The sequence below is a fragment of the Novosphingobium sp. SG754 genome, from assembly GCF_013149315.1.
In the GTDB taxonomy this organism is placed as follows: Bacteria; Pseudomonadota; Alphaproteobacteria; order Sphingomonadales; family Sphingomonadaceae; genus Novosphingobium; species Novosphingobium capsulatum.
On record NZ_JABGCC010000004.1, the window covers coordinates 221,039 to 246,457 of the forward strand.

Sequence of the window (25,419 nt, forward strand, 5' to 3'; positions counted from 1 at the left end):
TTACCGGTACGGTGCATCGGCTTCAAGGTTCGCGGCAATCGCCCGCTCCCACTTGTCCCCGTTCGCCAGAAGCTTGGCCTTGTCGTAGAGCAGTTCTTCGCGCGTTTCGGTCGCGTATTCGAAGTTGGGCCCCTCGACGATGGCATCGACCGGGCATGCTTCCTGGCAAAAGCCGCAGAAGATGCACTTGGTCATGTCGATATCATATCGCGTGGTGCGGCGGCTGCCGTCCTCGCGCGGTTGCGCCTCGATCGTGATCGCCTGCGCCGGGCACACCGCTTCGCACAGCTTGCACGCGATGCAGCGTTCCTCGCCGTTGGGATAACGGCGCAGGGCGTGTTCACCACGGAAGCGCGGCGAGATCGGGTTCTTCTCGAACGGGTAGTTCACGGTCGCCTTGGGCCTGAAGAAATACTTCAGGGTCAGCCAGTGCGCTTTCACGAACTCCCAGAGGGTGAAGCTCTTGACGAGCTGTCCGACAGTCATGCGAAGTGTCCGGTAGCCATGAGGTAGCCGCTGACGAGGAACACGAACAGCAGCGAGACGGGCAGGAAGATCTTCCAGCCAAGGCGCATCAGTTGGTCATAACGGTAACGGGGCACCGTCGCCTTGACCCAGCTGAACACGAAGAAGCCGAAAGCGATCTTGAGGATCAGCCAGATCCAACCAGGGATCAGGTAGAGGATCGCCAGTTCCACCGGCGGCAGGTAACCGCCCCAGAACAGCGTGGCGTTGAGCGCGCACATCAACAGCACGTTGCCGTATTCACCCAACCAGAACAGGGCGAAGGCCATCGACGAATATTCGGTCTGATAGCCGGCGACGAGTTCGCTTTCCGCTTCGGTCAGGTCGAACGGTGCGCGCTGGGTTTCGGCCATGCTGGAGATGAGGAACATCACCCACATCGGGAACAGCAGCGGGCTGCACCAGAAACCATTGATGAAGCCAAAGCCGAAGCCGTGCTGCGCCTTGACGATATCGTTGAGATTGAACGAGTTGGCCCACAGCACCACGCAGACCAGGATGAAGCCGATCGAGACTTCGTAGCTGATCATCTGGGCCGATGCGCGCATCGCCGAGAAGAACGGGTACTTCGAGTTGGACGACCAACCCGCGATGACGATGCCGTAAACCCCGAGCGAGGAGATCGCGAGGATATAGAGCAGGCCGACGTTGATGTTGGCCAGGATCGCGCCCGAATTGAACGGGATCACCGCCCAGGCCAGCAGCGCCACCGTGAAAGTGATGATCGGCGCGATCAGGAACAGGCCCTTGTTCGCCGCCGAAGGAATGATGGTTTCCTGCAGGAACACCTTCAGGCCGTCGGCAAACGACTGAAGAATGCCGAACGGACCCACCACGTTGGGGCCACGGCGCAGTGCCATCGACGCCCAGACCTTGCGGTCGACATAGATGACCATGGCCACTGCCAGCATCACCGGCAGCGCGATCAGCAGGATTCCGCAGATCGTGGAAATGGTCCAGGCCGCCGCGAAGGGCAGGCCAAGGCCTTGAAAGAACGCAGTCATTCCGCGGCCTCCGCCTGAAGTTCACCGTGGAGCAGTTCGCTCGAGCAGCGCTGCAGCGTGGGGCTGGCGCGGCCGATGGCGTTGGTCAGATAGGGATCGGCGATCGGATAGGCGATCGTCCCGGTGCAATCCGCGCTGGCCGGAGCCGTGGGAAGCGCGCCGTAATCGGCCAGACCTTCGACGCCCAGTGCCGGCACCGCCGCGATCATTGCCGCGCGCAGCTGTTCAAAGCTGTCGAACCCGACATTGACGCCAAAGGCATCGGCCAGCGCGCGCAGGATCGTCCAGTCTTCGCGCGCTTCGCCCGGGGCGAACACGGCGCGTTCGGCAAACTGCACGCGGCCTTCGGTGTTGACGTAAGTGCCGTCCTTTTCGCTGAACGCAGCGGCGGGCAGGATCACGTCAGCCGCATGGGCCGCCTTGTCGCCATGGTGGCCGATGTGCACGATCATGCTGTCGGCAAACTTGGTCCAATCGACCTCGTCCGCGCCCAGCGAGATGACCATCTTGGGCTTGGCCGCCACCAGATCAGCCAGACCGCCCGGCTGGGCATAACCCAGCATCAGCCCGCCCATGCGCGCTGCCGCCATGTGCAGCACGTTGAAGCCATTCCAGCCGTCGCGCACCAGATTGAAACGCTTGGCAAAGCCCAGGCCCGCTTCCAGCGCGCCCTTGGCGAGGCCAGCACCGCCGATGATGATCGCCGGCTTGGCCGCTGCGCCAAACGCGTCGGCCACTTCGGCCGGCAGGTTGGCCAGCGTGGCAGCATCGTCGCCCAGGAACGTGGCGGGGAACGTCGTATCCCACACCGGGCCGATCACGAAGACCTTGGCGCCGCGCTTGGCCGCCTTGCGCAGGCGTGCATTCAACAGCGGGGCTTCGGAACGGATCTGGCTGCCCACGATCAGGATCGCGTCGGCGTCCTCGATACCCGCGAGGGTCGAGTTGAACGCCACGGCCGCCAGGCTCGACGTGGTGTAAGCCATGCCGGTCTGCCGCCCTTCGAGCAGCGAGGAACCGAGCGCACCGGCCAGGGACTTGGCGGCGAACATCGTTTCGCAATCGACCAGGTCACCGGCAACCACCGCAACCGACGAGCCGGGGTTGATCGAGGCAACCGCAGCAAAGGCCTCGGCCCAGGTTGCGGCAACCAGCTTGCCGTCGCGGCGCAGCCACGGACGGTCCAGGCGGCGGCGGGTCAGGCCGTCGACCATGAAGCGCCCACGGTCGGCCAGCCATTCCTCGTTCACGTCATCGTTGACGCGCGGCAGGATGCGCAGCACTTCGCGGCCACGGCTGTCGAGGCGGATATTGGCGCCGATCGCGTCGGACACGTCGATCGACAGCGTCTTCTTCAGCTCCCACGGGCGCGCTTCGAACGCATAGGGCTTGCTGGTCAGCGCGCCGACCGGGCAAAGGTCGATCACATTGGCCGAAAGCTCGTGCTTGGCGGCCTTTTCCAGATAGGTGCTGATCTGCATGGTTTCGCCGCGATAGAGCGCGCCGATCTCGTCCACGCCGGCGATCTCTTCCGAGAACCGCACGCAGCGGGTGCAGTGGATGCAACGCGTCATCGTCGTCTTGATGAGCGGGCCCATGTACTTCTCGGTCACGGCACGCTTGTGCTCGTGATAGCGTGAGCCGCCACGGCCATAGGCCACCGACTGGTCCTGCAGGTCGCATTCGCCGCCCTGGTCACAGATCGGGCAATCGAGCGGGTGGTTGATGAGGAGGAACTCCATCACCCCTTCCCGCGCCTTCTTGACCATTTCGCTGTCGGTGCGGATTTCCTGGCCTTCGCTGGCCGGAAGCGCGCACGACGCCTGCGGCTTGGGCGGCCCAGGCTTCACTTCGACCAGGCACATGCGGCAGTTGCCGGCAATGCTCAGCCGCTCGTGATAGCAGAAGCGGGGGATTTCCTTGCCGGCGAGTTCGCAGGCCTGGAGCACGGTGGCCCCGGCCGGAACTTCGAGTTCGACGCCGTCTACTTTGACCTTGGGCATTATTCTGCTGCCTCCCGAACGTCGGCGCGCGCGGCGATGCGACGTTCGATTTCGGGGCGGAAGTGGCGGATCAGGCCCTGGATCGGCCAGGCGGCCGCGTCACCCAAGGCGCAGATGGTGTGGCCTTCGACCTGCTTGGTCACGTTGAAGAGCATGTCGATCTCTTCCACGTCGGCATCGCCAGTGCGCAGGCGCTCCATCACGCGCCACATCCAGCCGGTGCCTTCGCGGCAGGGCGTGCACTGGCCGCAGCTTTCGTGCTTGTAGAAGTACGACAGGCGGCTGATCGCGCGGACGATGTCGGTGGACTTGTCCATGACGATGATCGCCGCGGTGCCCAGGCCCGAACCCAGCGCGCGCAGACCGTCAAAGTCCATCGGTGCGTCCATGATCTCGGCCGCCGGCACCAGCGGCACCGACGAACCGCCCGGGATCACGGCGAGCAGGTTGTCCCAACCGCCGCGAATGCCGCCGCAATGCTTTTCGATCAGCTCGCGGAACGGGATCGACATCTCTTCCTCGACCACGCAGGGCTTGTCGACGTGCCCGCTGATCTGGAACAGCTTGGTGCCCTTGTTGTTCTCACGGCCAAAGCTGGAGAACCAGCCCGCGCCACGGCGCAGGATGGTGGGGGCAACCGCGATCGATTCCACGTTGTTCACCGTGGTCGGGCAGCCATAGAGGCCGGCACCGGCCGGGAACGGCGGCTTGAGACGGGGCTGGCCCTTCTTGCCTTCGAGCGATTCGATCATCGCGGTTTCTTCGCCGCAGATGTAGGCGCCCGCGCCGCGGTGGACGAAGACGTCGAAGTCATAGCCCGAACCGGCCGCGTTCTTGCCGAGCAGACCAGCGTCATAGGCTTCGGCCACGGCGGCAAACAGCGTTTCAGCCTCGCGGATATACTCGCCGCGAATGTAGATATAGGCGGCGCGCGCACCCATCGCGAAACCGGCGACCAGCGCGCCTTCGATCAGCTTGTGCGGATCGTGGCGGATGATTTCGCGGTCCTTGCACGAACCCGGTTCGGATTCGTCGGCGTTGATCACCAGGAAGCTGGGGCGGCCATCCTTGGATTCCTTGGGCATGAACGACCACTTCATGCCGGTGGGGAAGCCCGCACCGCCACGGCCGCGCAGGCCGGAGTCCTTCATTTCCTGGATGATCGCGTCACGGCCGCGCGCGATCAGATCCTTGGTGTTGTCCCAATCGCCGCGCGCCTGGGCGGCAGCCAGGTTCCACGGCTGATAGCCGTAGAGATTGGTGAAAATGCGATCCTTGTCGGCAAGGGCCATGGCTTACCACTCCCCTCGATAATCGTGGTTTTCGGAAACCATCGCCGTCAGCGAGGTCGGCCCACCCACCGGTTCCACGGTGTGGCGGCCCGGCTCTTGCGTACCGGTCTTGGGCTGGCGCCCGGCAGCGAGTTCGTCGAGGATATGCTCGATCCGCTCGGCCGTCAGGTCTTCATAGTTGTCGTCGTTGATCTGCACCATCGGCGCCGACGAGCAGTTGCCCATGCATTCCACTTCGGTCAGCGTGAACAGACCATCAGCAGTGGTGTGGCCCTTCTTCATGCCCTTGGCCTTGCAGGCGGCGAGGATGTCGTCAGACCCGCGCAGCATGCACGGCGTGGTGCCGCAGACCTGCACGTGGAACCGGCCGATCGGCGCGATGTTGTACATCGTGTAGAAGGTGGCCACTTCGAGCACGCGGATGATCGGCATGTCGAGCTGCGCGGCGACGTATTCCATCACCGGCAGCGGCAGCCAGCCCTGCGTGTTCTCTTCGGCGCCAACCTGGCGCTGCGCCAGGTCGAGCAGCGGCATCACCGCAGAACGCTGGCGCCCGGCGGGATAGCGCGCGATGATTTCCTTGGCCTTGGTCGCGTTCTCGGGCGTCCAGGCAAAGCTGCCCCAGCGCGCACGCAGCGCGGGGCTATCGGGTTCGGGATGACGATCAGCCATTAGCGAATGAACTCCACGCGTGCGCACTTGCCATCGACGAAGCTGTAGACGGCAATCACGTCAAACGGCTCGGCAGCGGCAGAGCGCCAGACGCGCTCGTGAAACACCACATAATTGCCCAGCTCGTTCGCCCCGATCACCTCGGCGCGGTTTTCCGGAAACTCGGCAAACATCTTCTTGAGGCCCCGGCGGGTGCCTTCCTTGCCGTCGCGCACCACGGCGCCGCGATAGCCCGCTTCGCAGGCATCGTCGGTCATGTAGCTGACGTAAGTGTCGGCATCCTGGGCGTTGTAGGCCGCGATCATGGCCGTGGCGATCTGGGTCAAACCAGCCATGTCAAAGCCCCCTGCGCCGGCGGGCGCGGTTGAACCACAGCCCCTGGCCAAAATGGAACAGTTCGAAACCGCCCACCGCGCTTGCCAGCATGGCCAGGCTTTCCGGCGCCTTGCCGGTCACGCCCAGGGCAATGAACCAGGCCACGGCCAGGACCAGCCCAGTCAGGCAGGCGAGGATCGAAACCTGATCGATCTGCGCGCGGCTCACCGGTCGCACTCCCCGAACACCACGTCGATCGCGCCCAGGATGGCGGTCGCGTCGGGCAGCATGTGGCCCTTGGACATGAAGTCCATCGCCTGGAGATGCGAGAACGCGGTCGGGCGGATCTTGCAGCGATAGGGCTTGTTGGTGCCGTCAGAGACCAGGTACACGCCGAATTCGCCCTTGGGGCTTTCGGTGGCGACATAGACTTCGCCGGCCGGCACGTGGAACCCTTCGGTGTAGAGCTTGAAGTGATGGATCAGGCTTTCCATCGAGCTCTTCATCTCGGCGCGCTTGGGCGGCATCACCTTGCGGTCGTCGCTGTGCACCGGGCCTTCGGGCATCTGCGCCAGGCACTGCTTCATGATCCGGGCCGACTGGCGCACTTCTTCCACGCGCACCATCATGCGGTCATAGCAATCGCCCCGCGTGCCCACCGGAATATCGAATTCCATGCGGTTATAGACGTCATAGGGCTGCGCCTTGCGGATATCCCAGGGGATGCCCGAACCACGGATCATCGGGCCGGAAAAGCCCCAGCGCACCGCATCGTCCTTGCTCACCACGGCGATATCGACGTTGCGCTGCTTGAAGATCCGGTTGTCGACCACCAGGCTCATCGCGTCGTCGAACAGCTGCGGCAGGCGCGTGTCGAGCCAGTCGGCCATGTCGGTCAACAGCTTGAGCGGCACGTCCTGGTGCACGCCGCCGGGCCGGAACCAGGCCGAGTGCATGCGCGCGCCCGATGCGCGTTCGAAGAACGTGAGGCAATCCTCGCGGATTTCGAACAGCCACAGGTTCGGCGTCATCGCCCCCACGTCCATGACGTGCGAACCGATGTTGAGCATGTGGTTGCAGATGCGGGTCAGCTCGGCAAACAGCACGCGCAGATACTGCGCACGCAGCGGCACGGCGATGTTGAGCAGCTTTTCCACCGCGAGCACGTAGGAGTGCTCCATCGCCAGCGGCGAGCAGTAGTCCAGGCGATCGAAATAGGGCAGCGCCTGGAGATAGGTCTTGTGCTCGATCAGCTTTTCCGTGCCGCGATGCAGCAGGCCGACGTGCGGATCGATCCGCTCGATGATTTCGCCGTCAAGCTCCATCACCATGCGCAGCACGCCGTGCGCGGCCGGGTGCTGCGGGCCGAAGTTGATCGTGTAGTTGGTGATGACCTCGTCACCCGTGGTGGGCGACTGTTCGAGCGAGAAGCTCATGCCTTGTCTCCCGAGGGCTTGGTCGCTTCCTTGTTGGCCGCAGCGCCACCACCGGTATGCGCCGGGGTCGGCGTGTCCTTGGGCGTGGCCACCGGTGCAGGCGCGGCAGCTTGCGCCGCCTTCTCGTCACCGGGCAGCACGTAGTCGGCGCCTTCCCATGGGCTCATGAAGTCGAACTGGCGCAGGTCCTGGGCCAGGCGCACGGGCTCATAGACCACGCGCTGGTCTTCCTCGGAATAGCGCAGCTCGACATAGCCGGTCAGCGGGAAGTCCTTGCGGAACGGGTGCCCCTGGAAGCCATAGTCGGTGAGGATGCGGCGCAGATCGGGGTTGCCCGCGAACAGCACACCATACATGTCATAGACTTCGCGTTCCAGCCAGCCCGCCACCGGCCACAGCGTGGTGGCGGTGGGAACCGGGGTGGACTCGTCGGTGCGGACCTTCACGATCAGGCGATGGTTGCGGGTCAGCGAGAGGAGGCAATAGACCACCTCGAAGCGGTCGAGCCGCTGCGGATAGTCCGCCCCAGCGATTTCCATCAGCTGCTGGTATTCGTGCTCGTCACGCAGGGTGCGCAGCACGTCCTGGATGCGCTCGCGCACGACCAGCAGGACGATTTCGCCGTGCTCTTCCTTGGCTTCGATCACCAGGTCGCCCAGCGCCGTGGCGAGCGAGTCCTTCACCCCGTCGAAGGGGGCATAGCGCGGTGCGGAATGCAGAATGGCCATGTGCCCTACCCTCTCAACGCTCAAGCGTGCCGATGCGGCGGATCTTCCGCTGCAACTGCATCACGCCATAGAGCAGCGCCTCGGCAGTCGGCGGGCAACCCGGCACATAGATATCCACCGGCACGATGCGGTCGCAGCCGCGCACTACCGAATAGCTGTAGTGGTAATAGCCACCGCCATTGGCGCACGAACCCATCGAGATGACGTACTTGGGGTCCGACATCTGGTCGTAGACCTTGCGCAGCGCCGGAGCCATCTTGTTGCACAGCGTGCCGGCCACGATCATCACGTCCGACTGGCGCGGCGAAGCGCGCGGGGCAACGCCGAACCGCTCCATGTCATAGCGCGGCATGTTGACGTGGATCATTTCCACGGCGCAGCATGCCAGGCCAAAGGTCATCCACCAGAGCGAGCCGGTGCGCGCCCACTGGAACAGTTCCTCGGTCGAGGTGACGAGAAAGCCCTTGTCCGAAACCTCGGCGTTGATGCTTTCGAAAAAGGCCTGGTCGGGCGCGACGATCGGCGAGCCAGCGACGGGCGAGACAGCGGGGGTAGTAGCCATGTCGTTCATTCCCAATCCAGTGCGCCCTTCTTCCAGGCATAGATGAAGCCCAGCACCAGTTCAGCCAGGAAGACCATCATGGTCGCCCAGCCGGCCCAACCGGTCTGCTTGAGGCTCACCGCCCAGGGAAACAGGAACGCTGCTTCCAGGTCGAAGATAATGAACAGGATCGCAACGAGATAGAACCGCACGTCGAACTGGCTGCGCGGGTCTTCAAAGGCGGGGAACCCGCACTCATATTCGGCCAGCTTGTCTGCCGTGGGATTGTGGGTGCCCGTCAGACGGGCTGCCCCCATCGGCAAAAACACGAAGGCCGTGGAAAGCGCGAGCGCGATCCCGAGGAAAATCAGGATCGGCAGATATTGGATGAGGTCGACCAAGGGGCTGACTCGCGATGGAATGCACTTGGCACGGGGCACTAGTCCTGCCTTGGCCCATGCGCAAGTGGGGTGCAGCGCAATAAAGGGGGTTGACCCCACCCATTTGGGCAAGATCGTGACAATACCGAGGCACGAACCCCCGGATTTCGCCCAAAAGCCCGGCAAACCAGCCACCTCTTGCCGCATCGCGAGATGTCAGTTGCAGGAATTGCGCACACGATTGCATGCTGCACAAGGCGCCCCGCGCACCCTCACCTCAGGTCGAGCACGAAAACAGGCCAGGCCGCGGCGGCCAGGAACGTACCAAGCGGCAATCTGGTGGCTGCATCGATGCGGCTGCCTCGCCGGGCCATCAGGCCCGCCACGGCAAGGCCGAGCAGCGCCGCGCCAAGCAGGACATGCACCGCGCCCACCGGCCCCACCCACAACCCGATCGCGCCGAGCAGCAGCGGATCACCGCCGCCCAGCCCTTCGCGCCCGCGCACCCGGCGATAGCCCCACGCAACCAGCGCCAAGAGGCCATAGCCCAGGCCGCCGCCAGCGAGCGCAAATGGCAAACGGTTGTCCGCCACGGCTGCCGCCACTCCGCTCAACGCCAGCGCAGCGTTGAGGCGCCACGGCAACCACAGACAGCGTGCATCTAGCAGCCCCAGCAGCAGGAGTTGCCAGCCCAGCACCATGGCCGGCAAGGCGAGGCCAGGCGGTGCCCACCATGCCAATGCGCCGATCGCGGCGCCCAGCACCTCTGCCACCAGTTGCCCCCGCCCGATCGGCGCGGCGCAGGATTGGCAGCGCCCGCGCAGGGCCAGCCATGAAACAATCGGCACCAGGTGCCACAAGCCCAGGCGCTGGCGGCAGCCATCGCAGGCCGAAGGCGCGCGGATGATGCCGCGCCCGGCCGGCAGGCGCACCGCCACGGTGCCCAGGAATGATCCGATGATTGCCCCCAAAATGGCGCCGATTGTCACCAAGAGCCAGGCCGGCATACCCGCCACGGCCGTAAACATCGGCATCTGCGCCGAAAACCCCACGTTACGTCCCCCACCCGCCCCATGCCCGGCAGCACGAGCCCACCCCAGGGTGTCTGCCGAATTGCTGCAATGCGTCATGAAACGGCAATGCAGGGCCGCCTTCAATTGCAATCGCCACGCCCGGTCTCTACATCGGCGCTGGCAACGACAAGACGCTGCCACCCGCCCGCAGCCGGGGCGGCAGTTTAGCACAGGAAGGACCTGTTACCATGGCCCAGTTCTCCGCCGCCGATCCGATCGTCATCCTCAGCTATGCGCGCACGCCGATGGGCAGCATGCAGGGTGCACTGGCAGAGGTTGCCGCAACCGATCTCGGCGCCACCGCGGTCAAGGCCGCCGTCGCGCGCGCCGGCGTGGACGGCGCCGACGTGGAGCGGGTCTACATGGGCTGCGTGCTGCCCGCCGGCCTGGGCCAGGCACCCGCCCGCCAGGCCGCGATCAAGGCCGGCCTGCCCAAGTCGGCCCAGGCCACCACGGTCAACAAGGTCTGCGGCTCTGGCATGCAGACGGTGATCATGGCCGCCGAGGCCCTGGCCGCCGGCAGCATCGACCTCGCCATTGCCGGTGGCATGGAATCGATGACCAACGCCCCCTACCTGCTCAAGAAGCACCGCTCGGGCGCGCGCATCGGCCATGATACGGCCTATGACCACATGTTCCTCGATGGCCTGGAAGACGCCTATGAAGCCGGCCGCGCCATGGGCACGTTCGCCCAGGATACTGCCAACGACTATGGCCTGACCCGCGAAAACCAGGACGAATACACCATCGAATCGCTGCGCCGCGCCAAGGCCGCGATCGCCGATGGCGCCTTTGTCGAGGAAATCGCCCCCGTCACGGTCAAGACCCGCGCTGGCGAAGTGACGGTCGATACCGACGAGGCACCGAGCAAGGCCCGCCCCGACAAGATTCCCTCGCTCAAGCCCGCCTTTGCCAAGGACGGCACGATCACCGCGGCCACGTCCTCGTCGATCTCGGACGGCGCGGCAGCCCTTGCGCTTACCCGCCAGAGCGTGGCCGATGCCAAGGGCCTCAAGCCCGTGGCGCGCATCGTGGCCCTGGCCGCGCATGCCCAGGAACCCAAGGACTTCACCATCGCCCCGGTCGGTGCGATCAAGAAGGTGCTCGACAAGGCCGGCTGGAGCGTCGACGACGTCGAACTGTTCGAAGTGAACGAAGCCTTTGCCTGCGTTGCGATGTTCGCGATGCATGACCTTGGCATCAGCCACGACAAGGTCAACGTCCATGGCGGCGCCACCGCCCTGGGCCATCCGATCGGCGCCTCGGGCGCACGCATCGTCACCACCCTGCTTGCCGCGCTCAAGCGCCACGACAAGACCAAGGGCGTGGCCAGCCTGTGCATCGGTGGCGGCGAAGCCACCGCCCTCGCCGTCGAACTGGTCTAAAAGCGGATGAAATCTTCCGCCCCCTCCTCTTCAGAGGAGGGGGGTTGGGGGGTGGTGAAAACCTAAGAAAACGCAGCCAAATCGCAGCCTTCAAGGCGTCCCCGCGCCCCACAGCGCATCCTGCGCCACAAAGCCCCGGCGCCCGCCGACATCCACCGGGCACCAGCCATCGCGGCAATCGCCCAGCGCGGCTTGAACGCCAGGCGCCGCGCGCCACAGCACTGGGCCGCTACCATCCTTGTTGGCGCGGATCGGCGTAATCGCGCCCTTGACCAGCGCGGCGCGATTGCGGCTGAGAAACTGCGCCAGCACCCAGCCACGCGCGCCATCGGGATCTTCGATCAGGCGCCAGCCACCCATCACCCGCAAGACCTTTACCGGCAAGCCACGGCGCACATAGACCCAATTGATGCGGTATTCGCGCCCAGGCCCCACGCGCATGTTGGTCTGGTCCTTGGATAGCGACGCCCAATAGGGGCTGTTGCCATCATCGGCGGCGTGCAGATGCGCCGGCCGTCCGGCCAGGCCCACCGCACCGGCAACCAGTGCCAGCGCCGCGGCCGAACGGATGATAAAGCGAAACTGGATCACGGTAAGACTTCTCCTGCCGCCCCCGCCCGGACGTGCAATCTCTGGTGCGATACAGCATTGGCCGGCAAGGGCAACAGCCTGCATGGCTGCGGCCGGCGATCACCCGCCTGGCCCAGCCCGAATGCCACGACAAATTCGGGTCCCGATCGGATATCGCCCTTGGTCCTGCTTGACCACCACCACCCCATGCGCATAGCCATAGTGGGGATGAGCCAGCACGCCCGCCCGCAAGACTTGCGCCTCACGCGCCGTATCGATGGCAAGCCCCGCGTCGTCGTGACCCGTCGCCTGTTGCCCGAAACGCAGCGGCGCATGGCCGAATTGTTCGACGTCACGCTCAATGCCGATGATCGCCCCATGTCGCGCCAGGCCTTGCGCGATGCCGTGGCGCAGGCGCATGTCCTGGTGCCTACGGTCACCGATGCGATCGATGCCGATCTGATCGCGGCGGCTGGCCCTGGCCTTGGCCTGATCGCCAATTTCGGCGCAGGCATCGAACATATCGATCTCGCCTCCGCGCGTGCGCGCAAGATCATCGTCACCAACACGCCCGGCGTCTTCACCGACGATACCGCCGACATGACCATGGCACTGATCATTTCGGTGCCGCGCCGGCTGGCCGATGGCGAGCGCGTGATCCGCGAACAGACCTGGGAAGGCTGGTCGCCGTCCAGCCTGCTGGGCCACCGGCTGGGCGGCAAGATGCTGGGCATCATCGGCATGGGGCGAATCGGCCAGGCCGTGGCCCTGCGCGCCCGCGCCTTTGGCATGGCGGTCGTCTATCACAACCGCCACCGCCTGCCCCCGGCGGCAGAGGCAGCGCTGGGCGCGCGCTACGAAGCCGATCTCGACACGCTGGTGCGCACCGCCGACATTCTGTCGCTGCATTGCCCGCACACGAGCGAAACCCACCATCTGATCAATGCGCGGCGCATCGCGATGATGAAGCGGCACGCCTATGTGGTGAACACCGCGCGCGGCGAACTGATCGAGGAAGCCGCGCTGATCGCCGCGCTGGAAGCCGGCGCGATCGGCGGCGCCGGGCTCGATGTTTTCGCGCACGAACCCCAGGTCGATCCGCGCCTGCGCCAGTTGCCCAACGTGGTCCTGCTGCCGCACATGGGCAGCGCCACGTTCGAAGGGCGGCTCGCCTCGGGCGACAAGGTTATCGCCAATATCCGCTTCTGGGCCGATGGCCATCGCCCGCCCGATCAGGTGATCGAGGGCTGGGCCTAGCGGCGCTTGGTCACCGCGCCGCTAACCATTTCGGATTTGTCAAAGACTTGGGCCTAAGGTGCTGCGCCATGAACGATTCGTTGCGACATCACGGGGCCCGCGCCCTGGCCGCGCTGGCCCTGCTGCTGGTTCCAACCCTTGCCCATGCCCAGGATGCCGGGCTCGACCCCGCCGATAGCGGCGATACCGCATGGCTTCTCGCCGCCACGCTGCTCGGGCTGCTGCTGGTGCTGCCGGGCATCGGCCTGTTTTATGCCGGGCGGGTGCGGACGCAGAGTATGCTCTCGGTCCTGACGCAGACCGTGGCGGTCACCGCGCTGGTTTCCCTGCTGTGGATCGTGGTGGGTTATACCCTGGCGTTCGGCACGGTCAGCAATGGCTGGCTCGGCAGCGGCAGTGCCTGGATGCTGATCGATCTGGGCAACGTGCGCGCCGATACGCTGGTGCCCGAAAGCGCCTATGCTCTGTTCGAGATGGTCTTTGCCCTCGCCGCCCCCGCGCTGATGATCGGCGCCTGGGTGGATCGCGCCCGCTTTGGCTGGGTGCTGGGCTTTTGCGCGCTGTGGAGCCTGATGGTCTATGCGCCGATCGCGCACTGGATCTGGGGTGGCGGCTGGCTCGCCACGCGGCTTGGCACGGTGGACTATGCCGGCGGGCTGGTCGTCCACACCAGCGCGGGGGTTTCCGCACTGGTCGTCGCGCTGCTGATGGGCCGGCGTGAACGCTTTGCCCAGGCTGCTGCGCGCAGCGGTGGCTTTCCGTTGCTGACCCTGGTGGGCGGCGCGATGGTCTGGCTGGGCAGCCTGGCCATGGCCGGAGGCAGCGCGCTGGCCGCTGGCGATGATGCCGCCATGGCGCTGATCAACACCCACGTGGCCATCGCCACGGCCGCGCTGGCCTGGCTGCTGCTAGATCGCCTCGGCGGCGCACGCCCCGGCCCCACCGGGCTGGCACGCGGCGCGCTGGCTGGCCTGGCCCTGATCGCCCCGGTAGCGGCCTATACCAGCCCCGGCATGGCCGTGGTGCTGGGCCTTGTCGCGGCACTCGTCGCCAAGGGCACCGCGCGCCTGGTCCAGGGCCATCTGCAGATCGACGATTCGCTGGGTGTCTTTGCCGGCCAGGGCATGACCGGCATTGCCGGCACGATGCTCACCGCGCTGGTTCTCCGCCCCGCGCTCGGCGGCACCGGCTATGGCCCGGGCATGACCCTGGCGCACCAGGTGGTGGGCCAGGCCGTCGGCGTGGTGGCCGTCGCCGCGTGGAGCGCGATCGCCACAGCGATTGCCGCACTGATGGTGTCGATGGCCCTGCCCATGCGCGTGACGCGGGACGAGGAAATGACGGGCCTGGACGCGATCTGCCATGGCGAGGCCATGTCGCAGCAGGACTGAACAACCACGCGCAAGCCATTGCATCAAAAACAAAAAAGCCCGGGGTGATCCCGGGCTTTTTCGTAATGGCTTGGCCTGATGGCGATCAGTCGCCGGTCAGGATGCGGTCCACCAGTTGCTTCACCGTGGGGGTGAAGTTGTTGGAATAGAACGGGTCCTGCTTGAAGCGATAGGCGGCGTGGCCGGCAAACATCAGGTTCTGGTCGATATCGCCACCATGGGCGATGTCCTGCAGGGTCTTCTGGATGCAGAAGCTGCGCGGATCGGCAAGGCGCCCGGTGGTGTAATCGTCGTGGTCCTTCCACGACGAGAACCCGCAGTGCGACAGGCAACCCATGCAATCGGCCTGGTCCTTGCGGATTTCGTCGCGTTCCTCGGGGTTGACGAAGATCACCGTGTCATCGGGCGTGCGCAGCGCGGTGGTATAGCCGGCGCCGAACCATTCGCGGGCACGGGCCAGATCGGCCGGCGCCACCCAGAAGTTCTTGCCCTTCACGCCCACGTCCAGCTGCACCGTGTGCTCGCCCGCAGCCACCTTGGAATAGGGCACCTGGCGTTCGGAACGCGCTTCCAGCGAACGCAGGAACGGATTGCGCACCGCCGAGGAATAGAAGCCGGTGGGCGAGAACTTGTGCAGCAGCACGTCGCCCGGCTCCAGCGTGCGCAGATGGTCCTTCCACGCCTGAGGGATCGGGCTTTCTTCGGTCAGCAGCGGCCGCGTACCGAATTGGAAAGCGATCGCACCCAGTTCCGGGTTGTCGATCCAGTTGTTCCATTCGCGCAGGAACCACACGCCGCCGGCCATCACGATCGGCACGTCATCGCTTACGCCCTCGGCGCGCATCGTGTCGCGCAGCGCCTTGACGCGGGGATAGGGATCTTCGGGCTGGCGCGGGTTCTCCGCGTTCGACAGGCCGTTGTGCCCACCGGCCAGCCACGGGTCTTCATAGACCACCGCCGCCATCAGGTGCGCCACCTTGTGATAGGCGCGCTTCCACAGGGCGCGGAACGCGCGGCCCGAGGAAACGATCGGCAGATAGCTGACGTTGAAGCGCGCGGCGATTTCCGACAGCTTGTAGGGCATACCCGCGCCGCAGGTCACGCCTGAGACCAGGCCGCGGGTGCGCTCCAGCACGCCTTCGAGCACCTGCTGCGCGCCGCCCATTTCCCACAGCACGTTGATGTTGATCGCGCCCTTGCCGCTGGCGATGTCATAAGCGCGGCGCACCTGCTCCACCGCGCCATCGATGGCATAGCGGATCAGTTCCTCGTGCCGTTCCTTGCGCGTCAGGGCATTATAGACCTGCGGAATGATCTTGCCTTCGGCATCATAGCTGTCGGCATTGACCGCGCTGACCGTGCCGATTCCCCCCGCCGCGGCCCAGGCGCCGGAACTCATGTGATTGGTGGCAGCAACCCCCTTGCCGCCTTCCACCAGTGGCCAAACTTCGCGGCCGCCATAGAGGATAGGCTTCAACCCCTTGAACGCAGACATATCATTCCTTCGACGCGCCCGTGCGCGTGGCGTTTTCCGGCTTGTAGCGCAGCACGGCCGATCGATCCCTTGCGATCGTCCGTGCGCGGCGCGCCTGACCGGACATGAAAAACCCGAATAGGCTGTTTTACGGCGAAACGCCGGCCAGCGAAAGTCCGGTCTCGTGCTTTTGCCCCTTTGGCGCGCCGAAATGACGCGCCGAACCGGCAAAAATCCTCTCCAAACCGGCAGAAACGATCAATCGTCGTCGTCCACCGCCACCTTTTCGCCAGTCACGCGCTGCGACAGCGCCGCAGCCATGAACGGATCGAGCGCACCATCGAGCACGTCGGTGGGATTCGTGCTGACAACGCCGGTGCGCAGATCCTTGACCTGCTGATAGGGCTGCAACACGTAGGAGCGGATCTGGTGGCCCCAGCCGATCTCGGTCTTGGCGGCATATTCACCCGATGCGGCGGCTTCGCGCTTGGCCAGTTCGGCCTCATAGATGCGGGCCTTCAGCATGTTCATCGCGGTGGCACGGTTCTTGTGCTGGCTGCGGTCGTTCTGGCTCGCCACGATGATCCCGGTGGGCACGTGGGTGATGCGCACCGCCGAGTCCGTCGTGTTGACGTGCTGCCCGCCCGCGCCCGAGGCGCGGTAGGTGTCGATCTTGAGGTCGGCTGGGTTGATCTCGACCTCGATGTTGTCGTCGATCTCGGGATAGACCCAGACCGAGCTGAACGAGGTGTGGCGCCGTGCCGAGCTGTCATAGGGGCTGATGCGCACCAGACGATGCACGCCGCTTTCGGTCTTGGCATAGCCATAGGCGTTCTCGCCCTTGATCAGCAGCGTGGCGCTCTTGATCCCGGCCGCTTCCCCGGCGTGGTAATCCACCAGGTCCACCTTGTAGCCATGGCGTTCGGCCCAGCGCGTGTACATGCGCTGGAGCATTTCGGCCCAGTCCTGGCTTTCCGTTCCGCCGGCGCCGGCATGCACTTCGAGATAGGCGTTGTTGGCATCGGCTTCCCCGGCCAGCAGCGCCTGGACCTTGTCGGCATCGGCGCGGTTGGCCAGCGCGGCCAATGTCGCGAGGCCTTCGGCGATCGTCTCGTCATCGCCTTCCACTTCACCAAGTTCGACGAACTCGATGGCGTCAGCCATTTCCTGGCCGATCTGGTTGACGGTGCCGATCGAGGCATCGAGCCGGCGACGCTCGCGCATCACGGCTTCGGCCTTCTTCGGATCATCCCACAGCTTGGGATCCTCGACACGGGCGTTGAGTTCGTCGAGCCGGCGCACCGCGCGGTCCCAGTCGAGGAACTTGCGCACCAGTGCGAGTGCGGCCTCGATGCGGTCGATATGAGCCTGCCCTTCGGCACGCATGACGGTCTTACTCCATACAAACGAACTGGCCGCTTAGCGAAGCCGGCTCGTTTGTAAAGGTGTGCGCGTGGGGCCCAGCCGGGAAACGCCCGATTGCTGCGGGTGTTTTGCCGACGGGGCCCACGCGCAAATGCGATCAGCCGTGGCGGCGGTGCATCGCCTGCACGGCGGCCAGCGTCAGCCTGACATGGTCGCGATAGTCCATGTCGGAATGAACCAGCGTGATCCGGCCATCGGGCGCGATCACATAGCTGGTGCGCGTGGTCAGCCCGGTGGACTTGCCACCCTGCTGCAGATCCACGTCATAGGCCCTGACCACGGCTGGGCTGGCGGCGGCAACGGCAAACTTGTCGCGGCATTCCTCGGTTGAAAAGCGGGTCAGCGTGGCAATGTCATCGTTCGACATGCCGATCACGGTGGCACCGGCGCGGGCGAAATCGGCCGTGGCATCGGCAAAGGCGTGGGCTTCCATCGTGCAGCCCTGGGTAAAGGCCTTGGGATAGAAATAGAGCACCACCGGCCCGCGCTTGAGCGCCTTCTTCAGGTTGAAGCTGAACGGCTTGCCGCCCAGCGCACCCTGCGCCGAGAAATCGGGCGCGCGGGCGCCCTGCGGCAGCGCGGCGTGCGCGGCGGCCATGGGAGTGAGGGAAAGAGCGAAGGCCGCCAACGCGGCAAGGGGGGAGCGCGTGTTCATGGCCGGAAGGCTTAGCACAGCGCCGCGCCCCTCAATAGATGCCCCCTTGGTCCTCCACAAAGTTGCTGCCGGCCGGCCGCGCAGCCGGCGCGGCCTTGGCGCCGCGCGCCGAACGCGCCTTGCGCAGCGCATCGAGCACGGCTTCCTTGGCGGTGATCTCCGAAGGCTGCACGGTGCGCCGTGGCTCGGTATCGGGCTTGAATGCTTCCCAGATGATCGAGGCCTTGCGGTCATTGTCCTGCGGCGTGCCGCCGAACACGCGCTTGCCCGAAACGCGATCGATCTTGACCATGGAAACCCCGGCCGGCGCGGTAAACGGAATGTCGGCCCAGCGCGGGCGCGTGGCCAGCACGAACTGCTTGAAGATCGGCGCGGCGATTCGCCCGCCCTGGGCATAGCCGCCCAGGCTGCGCGGCTGGTCATAGCCCATGTAGACGCCCGCGATGATGTCGGGCGATCCGCCCACGAACCACACGTTGGTGGGTCCGCTGGTCGTGCCGGTCTTGCCGAACAGCGGCAGGCCCAGATCGTGCAGCGTTTCGGCCGTGCCGCGCACCACCACGCCTTCCAGCATGTGCACCACCTGGTAGGCCGTGCGCGGATCAAGCACCTGCTTGCCCGCCGGGCGCAGGCGCGGCATCGCCGTGCCGTCCCAGCGCGGCATGTTGCAGCCGGTGCAGGCGCGGTTGTCGGCGCGCCAGATCACCTTGCCGTTGCGATCCTGGACATAGTCGATCAGCGTTGCGTCGCGCTGGCGCCCGTGATTGGCCAGCGCGGCATAGGCATTGACCATGCGTGTCACCGTGGTGTCGCCCGCACCCAGCGCCATCGACAGATAGGGCTGGTAATCGCCGATGCCGACGTTCTTGATCGTGCGCACCACCTTGTCCATGCCGATGTCGTTGGCCACGCGCACGGTCATCAGGTTGCGCGATTGCTCCAGGCCCCAGCGCATGGTGTGGCTGCCCGATCCGCCTTCGTTGCCAAAGTTGCGGAAGCACTTCTGGCCCAGTGCCGCCCCCTGATAGACGCAGAACGTGCCATCGACGACCATTGAGGCCGGCGTCATGCCGTTGTCGAGCGCCGTGGCATAGACGAACGGCTTGATCGTCGAGCCAGGCTGGCGCTGCGCCTGGGTGGCGCGGTTGAACGAACCGAGGCGCGCGTCGAACCCGCCCTGCATGGCGAGGATGCGGCTGCTCTGCGGGTCTTCCACCACCATGCCGCCCGAAACCTCGGGCACCACGCGCAGGCCCCAGGTGCCGTTGCCGGCCGGGGCCACGGTGATCACGTCACCCACCTTCATGGCATCGGGCACGCCATAAAGCGTGCCGGTCTGCCCATCGGCAAAGCCCACCTGCCCACTCGATCCGCGCCGCGAGATCAGCACCGCGACGCGCCAGTCGAGATAGCGGATCGACAGGTTGCTGTTGATCAGCTGCGTCTGCCAGCTCCCGGAGTCGCTGTCGTCCATGTCGATATGCGCGATCGGCCCGTGCCACGCCCGCCCGGCGGAATAGCGCAGCAGCCCGGCGCGCAGCGAATCCTGCGCCGCAGTCTGCAACTGCTGGTCGAGCGAGGTACGCACCCACAGGCCGCCGGCATAGACGCTGTTGGGCCCGTCCTTGGCCTGCTCGCCAAACTGGTCGATCAACTGGCGGCGCACTTCCTCGAGGAAATAGCCGGCGTCAGCGGTGTAGTTTTCGGTCCGGCGCGGGACCAGGCCCAGCGGCTGTGCCTTGGCCTGCGCCACATCGGCGGCGCTGGCCCAGCCGTTCTTCTCCATCTGGTCCAGCACCCAATTGCGGCGGGCAATGGCCTTTTCGGCAAATTTGGCGCGGCTGTAGGTTTCCGGTGCCTTGGGCAGAATCGCCAGGAACGCGGCTTCGTGCAGTTGCAGGTCGCCCACGTCCTTGTCGAAATAGGCGCGCGCCGCAGCCTGCACGCCAAAGCTTTGGCGGCCCAGCGGGATTTCGTTGAGATAAAGCTCCAGAATCTGCTGCTTGGTCAACACGCTTTCGATGCGCCGCGCCAGGAGCATTTCCTTGAGCTTGCGCGTTACCGAATATTCGTTGCCGATCAGGATGTTCTTGGCCACCTGCTGGGTAATGGTGGAGCCGCCGCGCGCCCGGGCGCCCGTTCCCAGCTTGGTGGCATAGTCCACCACGGCACCAGCCAAGCCCGTCAGGTCTACACCACCGTGGCTCCAGAACGACTTGTCTTCGGCGGACAGGAACGCGTTGATCAGCTGCGGCGGAAAATCGACGAAGCGCAGTTGCACCCGCCGCTCGCGGGCATAGCTCGACACGATCTGCCCATCGGCGCCGCGCACCATCGTCGGCAAGGGCGGCTGATAGGTCAGCAGGGTATCGGCCGAGGGCAGCGTGCGCTCTACTGTCACCCACAGCAAACCACGCAGGATCAGCAGGACCAGGACCAGCCAGCCCGCACGCCGCAGCCACTTGGAGCGCTGCCACAGGCCCTTGATCCGGCTGGCAAGACTGCCGCCCCGCCGAATGCGGAAGCGGCGGCCATCAGGCTCCCCCTCGGGTTCACGGTCAGGTTCGGGCGCATCGCCGCGCGCAATGATCGGGGGCAGGTCGTCGGCCATCGTGGCCGCGCTCTAGCACGGGGCTTTGACGGCGCACCAGTGCCTATCGCGCAAATGCGCCCTGGCGTTTCCGCGCTACGCCCCCAGCGGCCGGCTTTCCTGTTCCGCCAGAAAGATCGCGATGGCCCCAGCCACGGCCTTGGCAAAGCGATCGCGCCAGGCCTTGTCGGTCATCGCAGCGGCATCGGCGTGGTTGCTGATATAGCCGGCTTCCATCAGCGCCGAGGGCAGATCGAGCGACTTGAGCACCACAAACGCCGCCTCGCGCCGGGGATCGACATGAAACCGGATCGCCCCCTGCCCTTCGCGCAAGATGAGGTCGGCCAGGTGGATGGAGCGCGTGCGCATCTCGCGCCGCGACAGGTCTACCAGGATGGAATTGACCGCGCTGGAACGCCCCTGCAGCGCGACGCCGTTTACCATGTCGGCACTGTTTTCCCGCCGCGCCAGGGCATCGGCCACCGCATCAGACCCGCGATCGGACAGCGTATAGACCGTGGCGCCGCCGGCATCGGCACTCGGCGCGGAATCGGCGTGGATCGACAGGAACAGGTCGGCGTGCAGGCGCTGGGCAATGCCCGAGCGTTCTTCGAGCGCAAGAAAGCGATCGTCGCTGCGCGTCAGCGCCACGCGAACATGGCCCTGCGCGAGCAGCGCATCACGCAGCGCCAGCGCCAGCGCCAGGGTCAACTGCTTCTCGCGCAAGGTGCCCTCGCCGCTCGCGCCCGGATCATGGCCGCCATGGCCAGCGTCGATCACCACCAGCGGGCGGCTGGCATCGGCCGGCCCCAATACCGGCGGCAGATCGATCGGCCGCGTGCCATCGGGCAGCGCCACGTGCACGACATAGGCGGGATCGCGCCCGGCGCCGCCCGCGCCAATGCCCAGCATGACCCGCGCCCATACCGCCAGCACCAGCAGCGGCACCACGAACAGCGCGGCGATCACCAGGCGCTGCGGTATCAATTCGGGCGAAGGCTTTACCATGATTGCGCTGCCTATGCCGCGCTGCCGGGGCAGTGGTCCAGCGCAAAACCGCGCCGCCTCCCAATCGACGCAAGCTTGGGCTCTTGGACAGGCCCTTGCCACCCCCGTGAAATGCCGGAGCGTTTCGGGACACGGTTTTAATTGCCGCTTTGCGATTGGGGTGCTAGCACCCATCACACGGAGCAGTTTGACTTGCTGCGTCCCTCGCCGCGTTGCCGCCGCGCCTTGATGAGCGCCCAGGCAGCAACGCCCACGGCCGATGCGCCAATGGCAGGGGGATGACGCAGTCGGGCTTGGTCCTGGCGGGCAGGAAGGGACAAGGCAGATACGCCACCCTCGCCCGCGCTTGAGGTTGATGCCGTGATGAAGAGCCGCGTACCGTTCCAGCCAAAGCGCCCCACCGGGGCCTTTGTGCTTTGGACGGATGCCGGCACGCACGAATACCCCGGCACTGCTGCAAACTCTCTTGCAAACCGGGGCGTCCACGCAGGGCAATCGTTGCACGCCTTCGCCACCGCAGACGCACACCAACCGCCGCCGGGCGGCGAGCATCGCAGGGCCTTGCCACATGGCAGCCTGCCCATGCTCCGATCCGGCAAACCCGCATTTGCAAAGCGCCACTGGCCCGGCCTCCTTCATCAAAAGGATCACGGCCGCACGCCAGGCCTTTGCCTCACCACAAGAAACCGCGCGAAATTCCCGGGCAATGTCCCGCGGCCGCGCGGCTGGAGACAACAGAATGACCCAGCGCATGCTGATCGATGCGCGCCACCAGGAAGAAACCCGGGTGGCTGTGCTCAAGGGCAATCGTATTGAAGAATTCGACTTTGAATCTGCTGATCACAAGCAGATCAAGGGCAATATCTACCTCGCCAAGGTTACCCGCGTAGAGCCTTCGCTCCAGGCGGCCTTTGTCGACTTTGGCGGCAACCGCCACGGCTTCCTGGCGTTCAGCGAAATCCACCCGGATTACTACCAGATCCCCAAGGAAGATCGCGAAGCGCTGCTGGCCGAAGAGGCCGCCCACGCCGAGGAAGAAGCCGCCCTGCGCGCTGCCGAAGATGGCGACGACGAGGATTATGAAGGCGGCGCCGACTACGAAGGCGGCTACGACGACGGCAACTTCGAAGACGGCCAGGGCGTGACCGAGGTCGATACCTCGGAAAAGGACCAAGTCGCCACGATCGAAGGTGGCGTGGTCGAAAACGGCTTTGACCATGAAGCCGAAGACGCCGCCGATGGCGAAGAATCGCACAGCGACAATGGCCGCCGCCAGCGCCGTCCGCGCCGCCAGGGTCGTGGCCAGAGCAAGGAAGCCGAAGAACTGCGCGCCAAGCGCATGGCGCTGCGCCGTCGCTACAAGATCCAGGACGTGATCCAGCGCCGCCAGGTGCTGCTGGTCCAGGTCGTCAAGGAAGAACGCGGCAACAAGGGTGCGGCGCTCACCACCTACCTCAGCCTGGCGGGCCGCTATTGCGTGCTCATGCCCAATTCCAGCCACGGTGGCGGCATCAGCCGCAAGATCAGCTCGGCCTCTGACCGCAAGCGCCTGAAGCAGATCATCGCCGAAATGGAACTGCCCCGCTCGATGAGCTGCATCGTCCGCACCGCCGGCCTGCAGCGCACCAAGCCCGAGATCAAGCGCGATTTCGACTATCTCGCTCGCCTGTGGGACGAGATTCGCGAGCGCACCATGCACTCGTCGGCCCCGGCGCTGATCCATTCCGACAGCGACCTGATCAAGCGCGCCATCCGCGACATCTATAACCGCGATATCGAGGAAGTGGTTGTCGAAGGCGAAGCGGGCTACCGCGCCGCCAAGGACTTCATGAAGCTGCTGATGCCCAGCCACGCCAAGCGGGTGCGCCAGTATGCCGATCCGGTGCCGCTGTTCCAGCGCTATGGCGCCGAAGACCAGCTTTCGGCGATGTATGATCCCGTGGTGCAGCTGCGTTCGGGCGGCTACCTGGTGATCAACCCGACCGAGGCGCTTGTCTCGATCGACATCAACTCGGGCCGCTCCACCAAGGAACACGGCATCGAGCAGACCGCCGTGGCCACCAACCTGGAAGCCGCGCGCGAAATCGCCCGCCAGCTGCGCCTGCGCGACATGGCCGGCCTGGTCGTCATCGACTTCATCGACATGGAATACGGATCGAACGTCCGCAAGGTCGAGAAGGCGATGAAGGACGCCTTGAAGGACGACCGCGCGCGCATCCAGGTGGGCCGCATTTCCGGCTTCGGCCTTATGGAAATGAGCCGCCAGCGCCTGCGCACCGGCGTGCTCGAAGCCACCACCCGCGCCTGCCCGCACTGCGATGGTTCGGGCCTGGTGCGCACCGCCTCGTCCGCCGGCCTTTCCGCCCTGCGCATGATCGAGGATGAAGCCGCCAAGGGCAAGGGCAGCATCATCACGCTCTACGCCAGCCAGGAAGCGGCGATCTACGTGCTCAACACCAAGCGCACCGATCTTGCCGAGATCGAAATGCGCTATGGCGTGGCCGTGGAAGTGATCCCCGAGGGCGAGAACGAAGGCGCCAAGATGCGCGTTGCCTCGCGCGGGCCCAAGCCTGAATTCGTGCCGCGCTTCGAACCCATCGTCGAACCTGAAGAAGACGACGTGATCGAGGACACCTACGAGGACGAGGAAGACGTCGTCGAGGAACGCAGCGAGCGCGAGGAAAGCCGTGGCGAAGGCCGGGGCGAAGGCGACGGCAATGGCCGCCGCAAGCGCCGCAAGCGCCGTCGTGGCCGCAACCGCGATCGCCGTGACGAAACCTCGGGCGAAGCCGGTGACGAGCATGACACCGACGAAGCCGAAGGCAGCGATGCCGAAGACGCGGCCGACGATGTGGTGGAAGCCGCATCTGATGCTGGCGACGAGGACGGCGCTCCCGAAGGTCAGGCCGAAGCCGACGATGACCGTGGCCCGCGCAAGCGCCGCCGCCGCAGCCGCCGCCGTCGCGGTGGCCAGCGCGATGACGCTGCCGAGGCCCAGGGCGAAGACGGTGAGACCGCCGACGCCGAGCCGGTGATCGCTGACGCCCCCGCTGCCGAACCAGCTCCGGTTGCAACAGCCGCTGCTGCTGAACCGGTTGTGGCAGCAGAAGTCGAAGCGCCCGCCGAGGAAGCCCCGGCCAAGCCCAAGCGCGTCCGCAAGAAGAAGGTGGTAGAGGCTCCTGCCGAAGCCGCCGCCGAGCCGGCACCTGCCGTCGAAGCGCCTGCTGCAGAGGTTCCGGCTGCCGAAGCGCCTGCCAAGCCCAAGCGCGTGCGCAAGAAGAAGGTCGCCGACGCTCCGGCCGAAGCGGCCGCCGAACCGGCCGCCGCCGCGCAAGCGCCTGCTGCCGAGGCTCCGGCTACCGAAGCGCCTGCCAAGCCCAAGCGCGTGCGCAAGAAGAAGGTTGCTGAAGCACCCGCGGAAGCAAGCGTGGACGCTGCCCCCGAAGTGGCACCCGCTGCGGCTGCGCCGGCAGATGCTGACGCGGCTGGCGAAAGCGATGCCGGCGAACAGCCCGCAGCCGATGGCGAAGACGGCGCTTCGCCGCGCCGTGGCTGGTGGCAGCGCACCTTCGGCGCCTGATCGCCAGAGGCCCTTGCGGCTCTGAAAAAAGCCCGCCTCGGCAGTGCCGGGGCGGGCTTTTTCGTGGCCTACGACAAAGATCACCAAGTGCCTTGACCAAGAAGCAAATCTGACA

General features: G+C 65.7%; 22 protein-coding genes. 4 read left to right on the forward strand and 18 right to left on the reverse strand.

The features are described from left to right. From nuoI to FHW97_RS11765, 12 genes are all read right to left on the reverse strand, one after another. Positions 1 to 486: an NADH-quinone oxidoreductase subunit NuoI gene (gene nuoI / locus FHW97_RS11710; RefSeq protein ID WP_022676294.1), complete on the reverse strand. Its 486-nt coding sequence runs from the start codon at positions 484 to 486 to the stop codon at positions 1 to 3. After that, entirely contained in the window at positions 483 to 1,529 is a 1,047-nt protein-coding gene (gene nuoH, locus FHW97_RS11715) for an NADH-quinone oxidoreductase subunit NuoH (RefSeq protein WP_168351301.1), read from the reverse strand. The genes nuoI and nuoH overlap by 4 nt, the downstream gene beginning before the upstream one ends. Further along, positions 1,526 to 3,532, reverse strand: a complete 2,007-nt coding sequence (gene nuoG, locus FHW97_RS11720) for an NADH-quinone oxidoreductase subunit NuoG (RefSeq protein ID WP_171799053.1) — start codon at positions 3,530 to 3,532, stop codon at positions 1,526 to 1,528. Before nuoG ends, nuoH begins: the two co-directional genes overlap by 4 nt. Beyond that, complete coding sequence (nuoF, locus tag FHW97_RS11725; protein WP_054132226.1) at positions 3,532 to 4,824, reverse strand: NADH-quinone oxidoreductase subunit NuoF; 1,293 nt, start codon at positions 4,822 to 4,824, stop codon at positions 3,532 to 3,534. The genes nuoG and nuoF overlap by 1 nt, the downstream gene beginning before the upstream one ends. Before the next feature lie 3 nt (positions 4,825 to 4,827). Next, positions 4,828 to 5,496, reverse strand: coding sequence for an NAD(P)H-dependent oxidoreductase subunit E (locus FHW97_RS11730; protein ID WP_054132225.1), 669 nt, complete (start codon positions 5,494 to 5,496; stop codon positions 4,828 to 4,830). Beyond that, the gene (locus FHW97_RS11735; RefSeq protein ID WP_171799054.1) at positions 5,496 to 5,831 is read right to left on the reverse strand and encodes a nuclear transport factor 2 family protein; all 336 of its coding nucleotides are present in this window, start codon (positions 5,829 to 5,831) and stop codon (positions 5,496 to 5,498) included. Before FHW97_RS11735 ends, FHW97_RS11730 begins: the two co-directional genes overlap by 1 nt. Position 5,832: 1 nt before the next feature. Then, positions 5,833 to 6,039, reverse strand: a complete 207-nt coding sequence (locus FHW97_RS11740; RefSeq protein WP_022676300.1) for a hypothetical protein — start codon at positions 6,037 to 6,039, stop codon at positions 5,833 to 5,835. After that, on the reverse strand, positions 6,036 to 7,247 hold the full coding sequence (locus tag FHW97_RS11745; RefSeq protein ID WP_171799055.1) for an NADH-quinone oxidoreductase subunit D: 1,212 nt from the start codon (positions 7,245 to 7,247) through the stop codon (positions 6,036 to 6,038). The genes FHW97_RS11740 and FHW97_RS11745 overlap by 4 nt, the downstream gene beginning before the upstream one ends. After that, positions 7,244 to 7,975 (reverse strand): NADH-quinone oxidoreductase subunit C, encoded by a 732-nt coding sequence (locus FHW97_RS11750; RefSeq protein WP_171799056.1) that lies wholly within the window; start codon positions 7,973 to 7,975, stop codon positions 7,244 to 7,246. The genes FHW97_RS11745 and FHW97_RS11750 overlap by 4 nt, the downstream gene beginning before the upstream one ends. 13 nt (positions 7,976 to 7,988) lie before the next feature. Continuing rightward, complete coding sequence (locus tag FHW97_RS11755; RefSeq protein ID WP_022676303.1) at positions 7,989 to 8,546, reverse strand: NADH-quinone oxidoreductase subunit B family protein; 558 nt, start codon at positions 8,544 to 8,546, stop codon at positions 7,989 to 7,991. Then, complete coding sequence (gene ndhC / locus FHW97_RS11760; protein ID WP_022676304.1) at positions 8,543 to 8,917, reverse strand: NADH-quinone oxidoreductase subunit A; 375 nt, start codon at positions 8,915 to 8,917, stop codon at positions 8,543 to 8,545. The genes FHW97_RS11755 and ndhC overlap by 4 nt, the downstream gene beginning before the upstream one ends. 251 nt (positions 8,918 to 9,168) lie before the next feature. Next, a complete protein-coding gene (locus FHW97_RS11765; RefSeq protein ID WP_253941751.1) occupies positions 9,169 to 9,930 on the reverse strand; it encodes an A24 family peptidase in 762 nt (253 codons plus the stop codon). A gap of 227 nt (positions 9,931 to 10,157) precedes the next feature. Here FHW97_RS11765 and FHW97_RS11770 point away from each other — a divergent pair, with 227 nt between their 5' ends. Then, positions 10,158 to 11,354 carry an acetyl-CoA C-acyltransferase gene (locus FHW97_RS11770; RefSeq protein WP_171799057.1) on the forward strand — a complete coding sequence of 399 codons (1,197 nt, stop codon included), beginning with the start codon at positions 10,158 to 10,160 and terminating at the stop codon, positions 11,352 to 11,354. 90 nt (positions 11,355 to 11,444) lie between these two features. Here the strand turns inward: FHW97_RS11770 and FHW97_RS11775 are convergent, their stop codons facing one another. After that, a complete protein-coding gene (locus tag FHW97_RS11775; protein WP_022676307.1) occupies positions 11,445 to 11,945 on the reverse strand; it encodes an SH3 domain-containing protein in 501 nt (166 codons plus the stop codon). Positions 11,946 to 12,152: 207 nt separating this feature from the next. On the opposite strand from FHW97_RS11775, the gene FHW97_RS11780 reads away from it, so the two are divergent. Together FHW97_RS11780 and FHW97_RS11785 are read left to right on the forward strand one after the other, a co-directional pair. Then, positions 12,153 to 13,181 carry a D-glycerate dehydrogenase gene (locus FHW97_RS11780; protein ID WP_022676308.1) on the forward strand — a complete coding sequence of 343 codons (1,029 nt, stop codon included), beginning with the start codon at positions 12,153 to 12,155 and terminating at the stop codon, positions 13,179 to 13,181. A 68-nt stretch (positions 13,182 to 13,249) separates the two neighbouring features. Next, positions 13,250 to 14,572: an ammonium transporter gene (locus FHW97_RS11785; RefSeq protein ID WP_171799058.1), complete on the forward strand. Its 1,323-nt coding sequence runs from the start codon at positions 13,250 to 13,252 to the stop codon at positions 14,570 to 14,572. A gap of 85 nt (positions 14,573 to 14,657) precedes the next feature. On the opposite strand, the gene FHW97_RS11790 is transcribed toward FHW97_RS11785, so the two are convergent. From FHW97_RS11790 to FHW97_RS11810, 5 genes are all read right to left on the reverse strand, one after another. Continuing rightward, entirely contained in the window at positions 14,658 to 16,067 is a 1,410-nt protein-coding gene (locus FHW97_RS11790) for a nitronate monooxygenase family protein (protein WP_171799059.1), read from the reverse strand. Positions 16,068 to 16,304: 237 nt separating this feature from the next. After that, positions 16,305 to 17,432 carry a peptide chain release factor 2 gene (gene prfB, locus FHW97_RS11795; protein ID WP_062782098.1) on the reverse strand — a complete coding sequence of 376 codons (1,128 nt, stop codon included), beginning with the start codon at positions 17,430 to 17,432 and terminating at the stop codon, positions 16,305 to 16,307. 136 nt (positions 17,433 to 17,568) lie between these two features. After that, positions 17,569 to 18,126 (reverse strand): peroxiredoxin, encoded by a 558-nt coding sequence (locus FHW97_RS11800; RefSeq protein ID WP_022676314.1) that lies wholly within the window; start codon positions 18,124 to 18,126, stop codon positions 17,569 to 17,571. A 31-nt stretch (positions 18,127 to 18,157) separates the two neighbouring features. Next, on the reverse strand, positions 18,158 to 20,737 hold the full coding sequence (locus tag FHW97_RS11805) for a penicillin-binding protein 1A (RefSeq protein WP_171799060.1): 2,580 nt from the start codon (positions 20,735 to 20,737) through the stop codon (positions 18,158 to 18,160). 75 nt (positions 20,738 to 20,812) lie between these two features. After that, entirely contained in the window at positions 20,813 to 21,724 is a 912-nt protein-coding gene (locus FHW97_RS11810) for an N-acetylmuramoyl-L-alanine amidase (RefSeq protein ID WP_022676316.1), read from the reverse strand. Positions 21,725 to 22,463: 739 nt separating this feature from the next. Between FHW97_RS11810 and FHW97_RS11815 the strand changes: the two genes are divergently transcribed. Beyond that, positions 22,464 to 25,304 (forward strand): ribonuclease E/G, encoded by a 2,841-nt coding sequence (locus FHW97_RS11815; protein WP_171799061.1) that lies wholly within the window; start codon positions 22,464 to 22,466, stop codon positions 25,302 to 25,304. Positions 25,305 to 25,419 lie beyond the last annotated feature (115 nt).

Coding starts and splice junctions, on each gene's coding strand:
- nuoI (WP_022676294.1), bottom strand. CDS start 486: ATGACTGTCGGACAGCTCGTCAAGAGCTTCACCCTCTGGGAGTTCGTG.
- nuoH (WP_168351301.1), bottom strand. CDS start 1,529: ATGACTGCGTTCTTTCAAGGCCTTGGCCTGCCCTTCGCGGCGGCCTGG.
- nuoG (WP_171799053.1), bottom strand. CDS start 3,532: ATGCCCAAGGTCAAAGTAGACGGCGTCGAACTCGAAGTTCCGGCCGGG.
- nuoF (WP_054132226.1), bottom strand. CDS start 4,824: ATGGCCCTTGCCGACAAGGATCGCATTTTCACCAATCTCTACGGCTAT.
- FHW97_RS11730 (WP_054132225.1), bottom strand. CDS start 5,496: ATGGCTGATCGTCATCCCGAACCCGATAGCCCCGCGCTGCGTGCGCGC.
- FHW97_RS11735 (WP_171799054.1), bottom strand. CDS start 5,831: ATGGCTGGTTTGACCCAGATCGCCACGGCCATGATCGCGGCCTACAAC.
- FHW97_RS11745 (WP_171799055.1), bottom strand. CDS start 7,247: ATGAGCTTCTCGCTCGAACAGTCGCCCACCACGGGTGACGAGGTCATC.
- FHW97_RS11750 (WP_171799056.1), bottom strand. CDS start 7,975: ATGGCCATTCTGCATTCCGCACCGCGCTATGCCCCCTTCGACGGGGTG.
- FHW97_RS11755 (WP_022676303.1), bottom strand. CDS start 8,546: ATGAACGACATGGCTACTACCCCCGCTGTCTCGCCCGTCGCTGGCTCG.
- FHW97_RS11765 (WP_253941751.1), bottom strand. CDS start 9,930: ATGCCGATGTTTACGGCCGTGGCGGGTATGCCGGCCTGGCTCTTGGTG.
- FHW97_RS11770 (WP_171799057.1), top strand. CDS start 10,158: ATGGCCCAGTTCTCCGCCGCCGATCCGATCGTCATCCTCAGCTATGCG.
- FHW97_RS11780 (WP_022676308.1), top strand. CDS start 12,153: ATGAGCCAGCACGCCCGCCCGCAAGACTTGCGCCTCACGCGCCGTATC.
- FHW97_RS11785 (WP_171799058.1), top strand. CDS start 13,250: ATGAACGATTCGTTGCGACATCACGGGGCCCGCGCCCTGGCCGCGCTG.
- FHW97_RS11790 (WP_171799059.1), bottom strand. CDS start 16,067: ATGTCTGCGTTCAAGGGGTTGAAGCCTATCCTCTATGGCGGCCGCGAA.
- prfB (WP_062782098.1), bottom strand. CDS start 17,432: ATGCGTGCCGAAGGGCAGGCTCATATCGACCGCATCGAGGCCGCACTC.
- FHW97_RS11800 (WP_022676314.1), bottom strand. CDS start 18,126: ATGAACACGCGCTCCCCCCTTGCCGCGTTGGCGGCCTTCGCTCTTTCC.
- FHW97_RS11805 (WP_171799060.1), bottom strand. CDS start 20,737: ATGGCCGACGACCTGCCCCCGATCATTGCGCGCGGCGATGCGCCCGAA.
- FHW97_RS11810 (WP_022676316.1), bottom strand. CDS start 21,724: ATGGTAAAGCCTTCGCCCGAATTGATACCGCAGCGCCTGGTGATCGCC.
- FHW97_RS11815 (WP_171799061.1), top strand. CDS start 22,464: ATGACCCAGCGCATGCTGATCGATGCGCGCCACCAGGAAGAAACCCGG.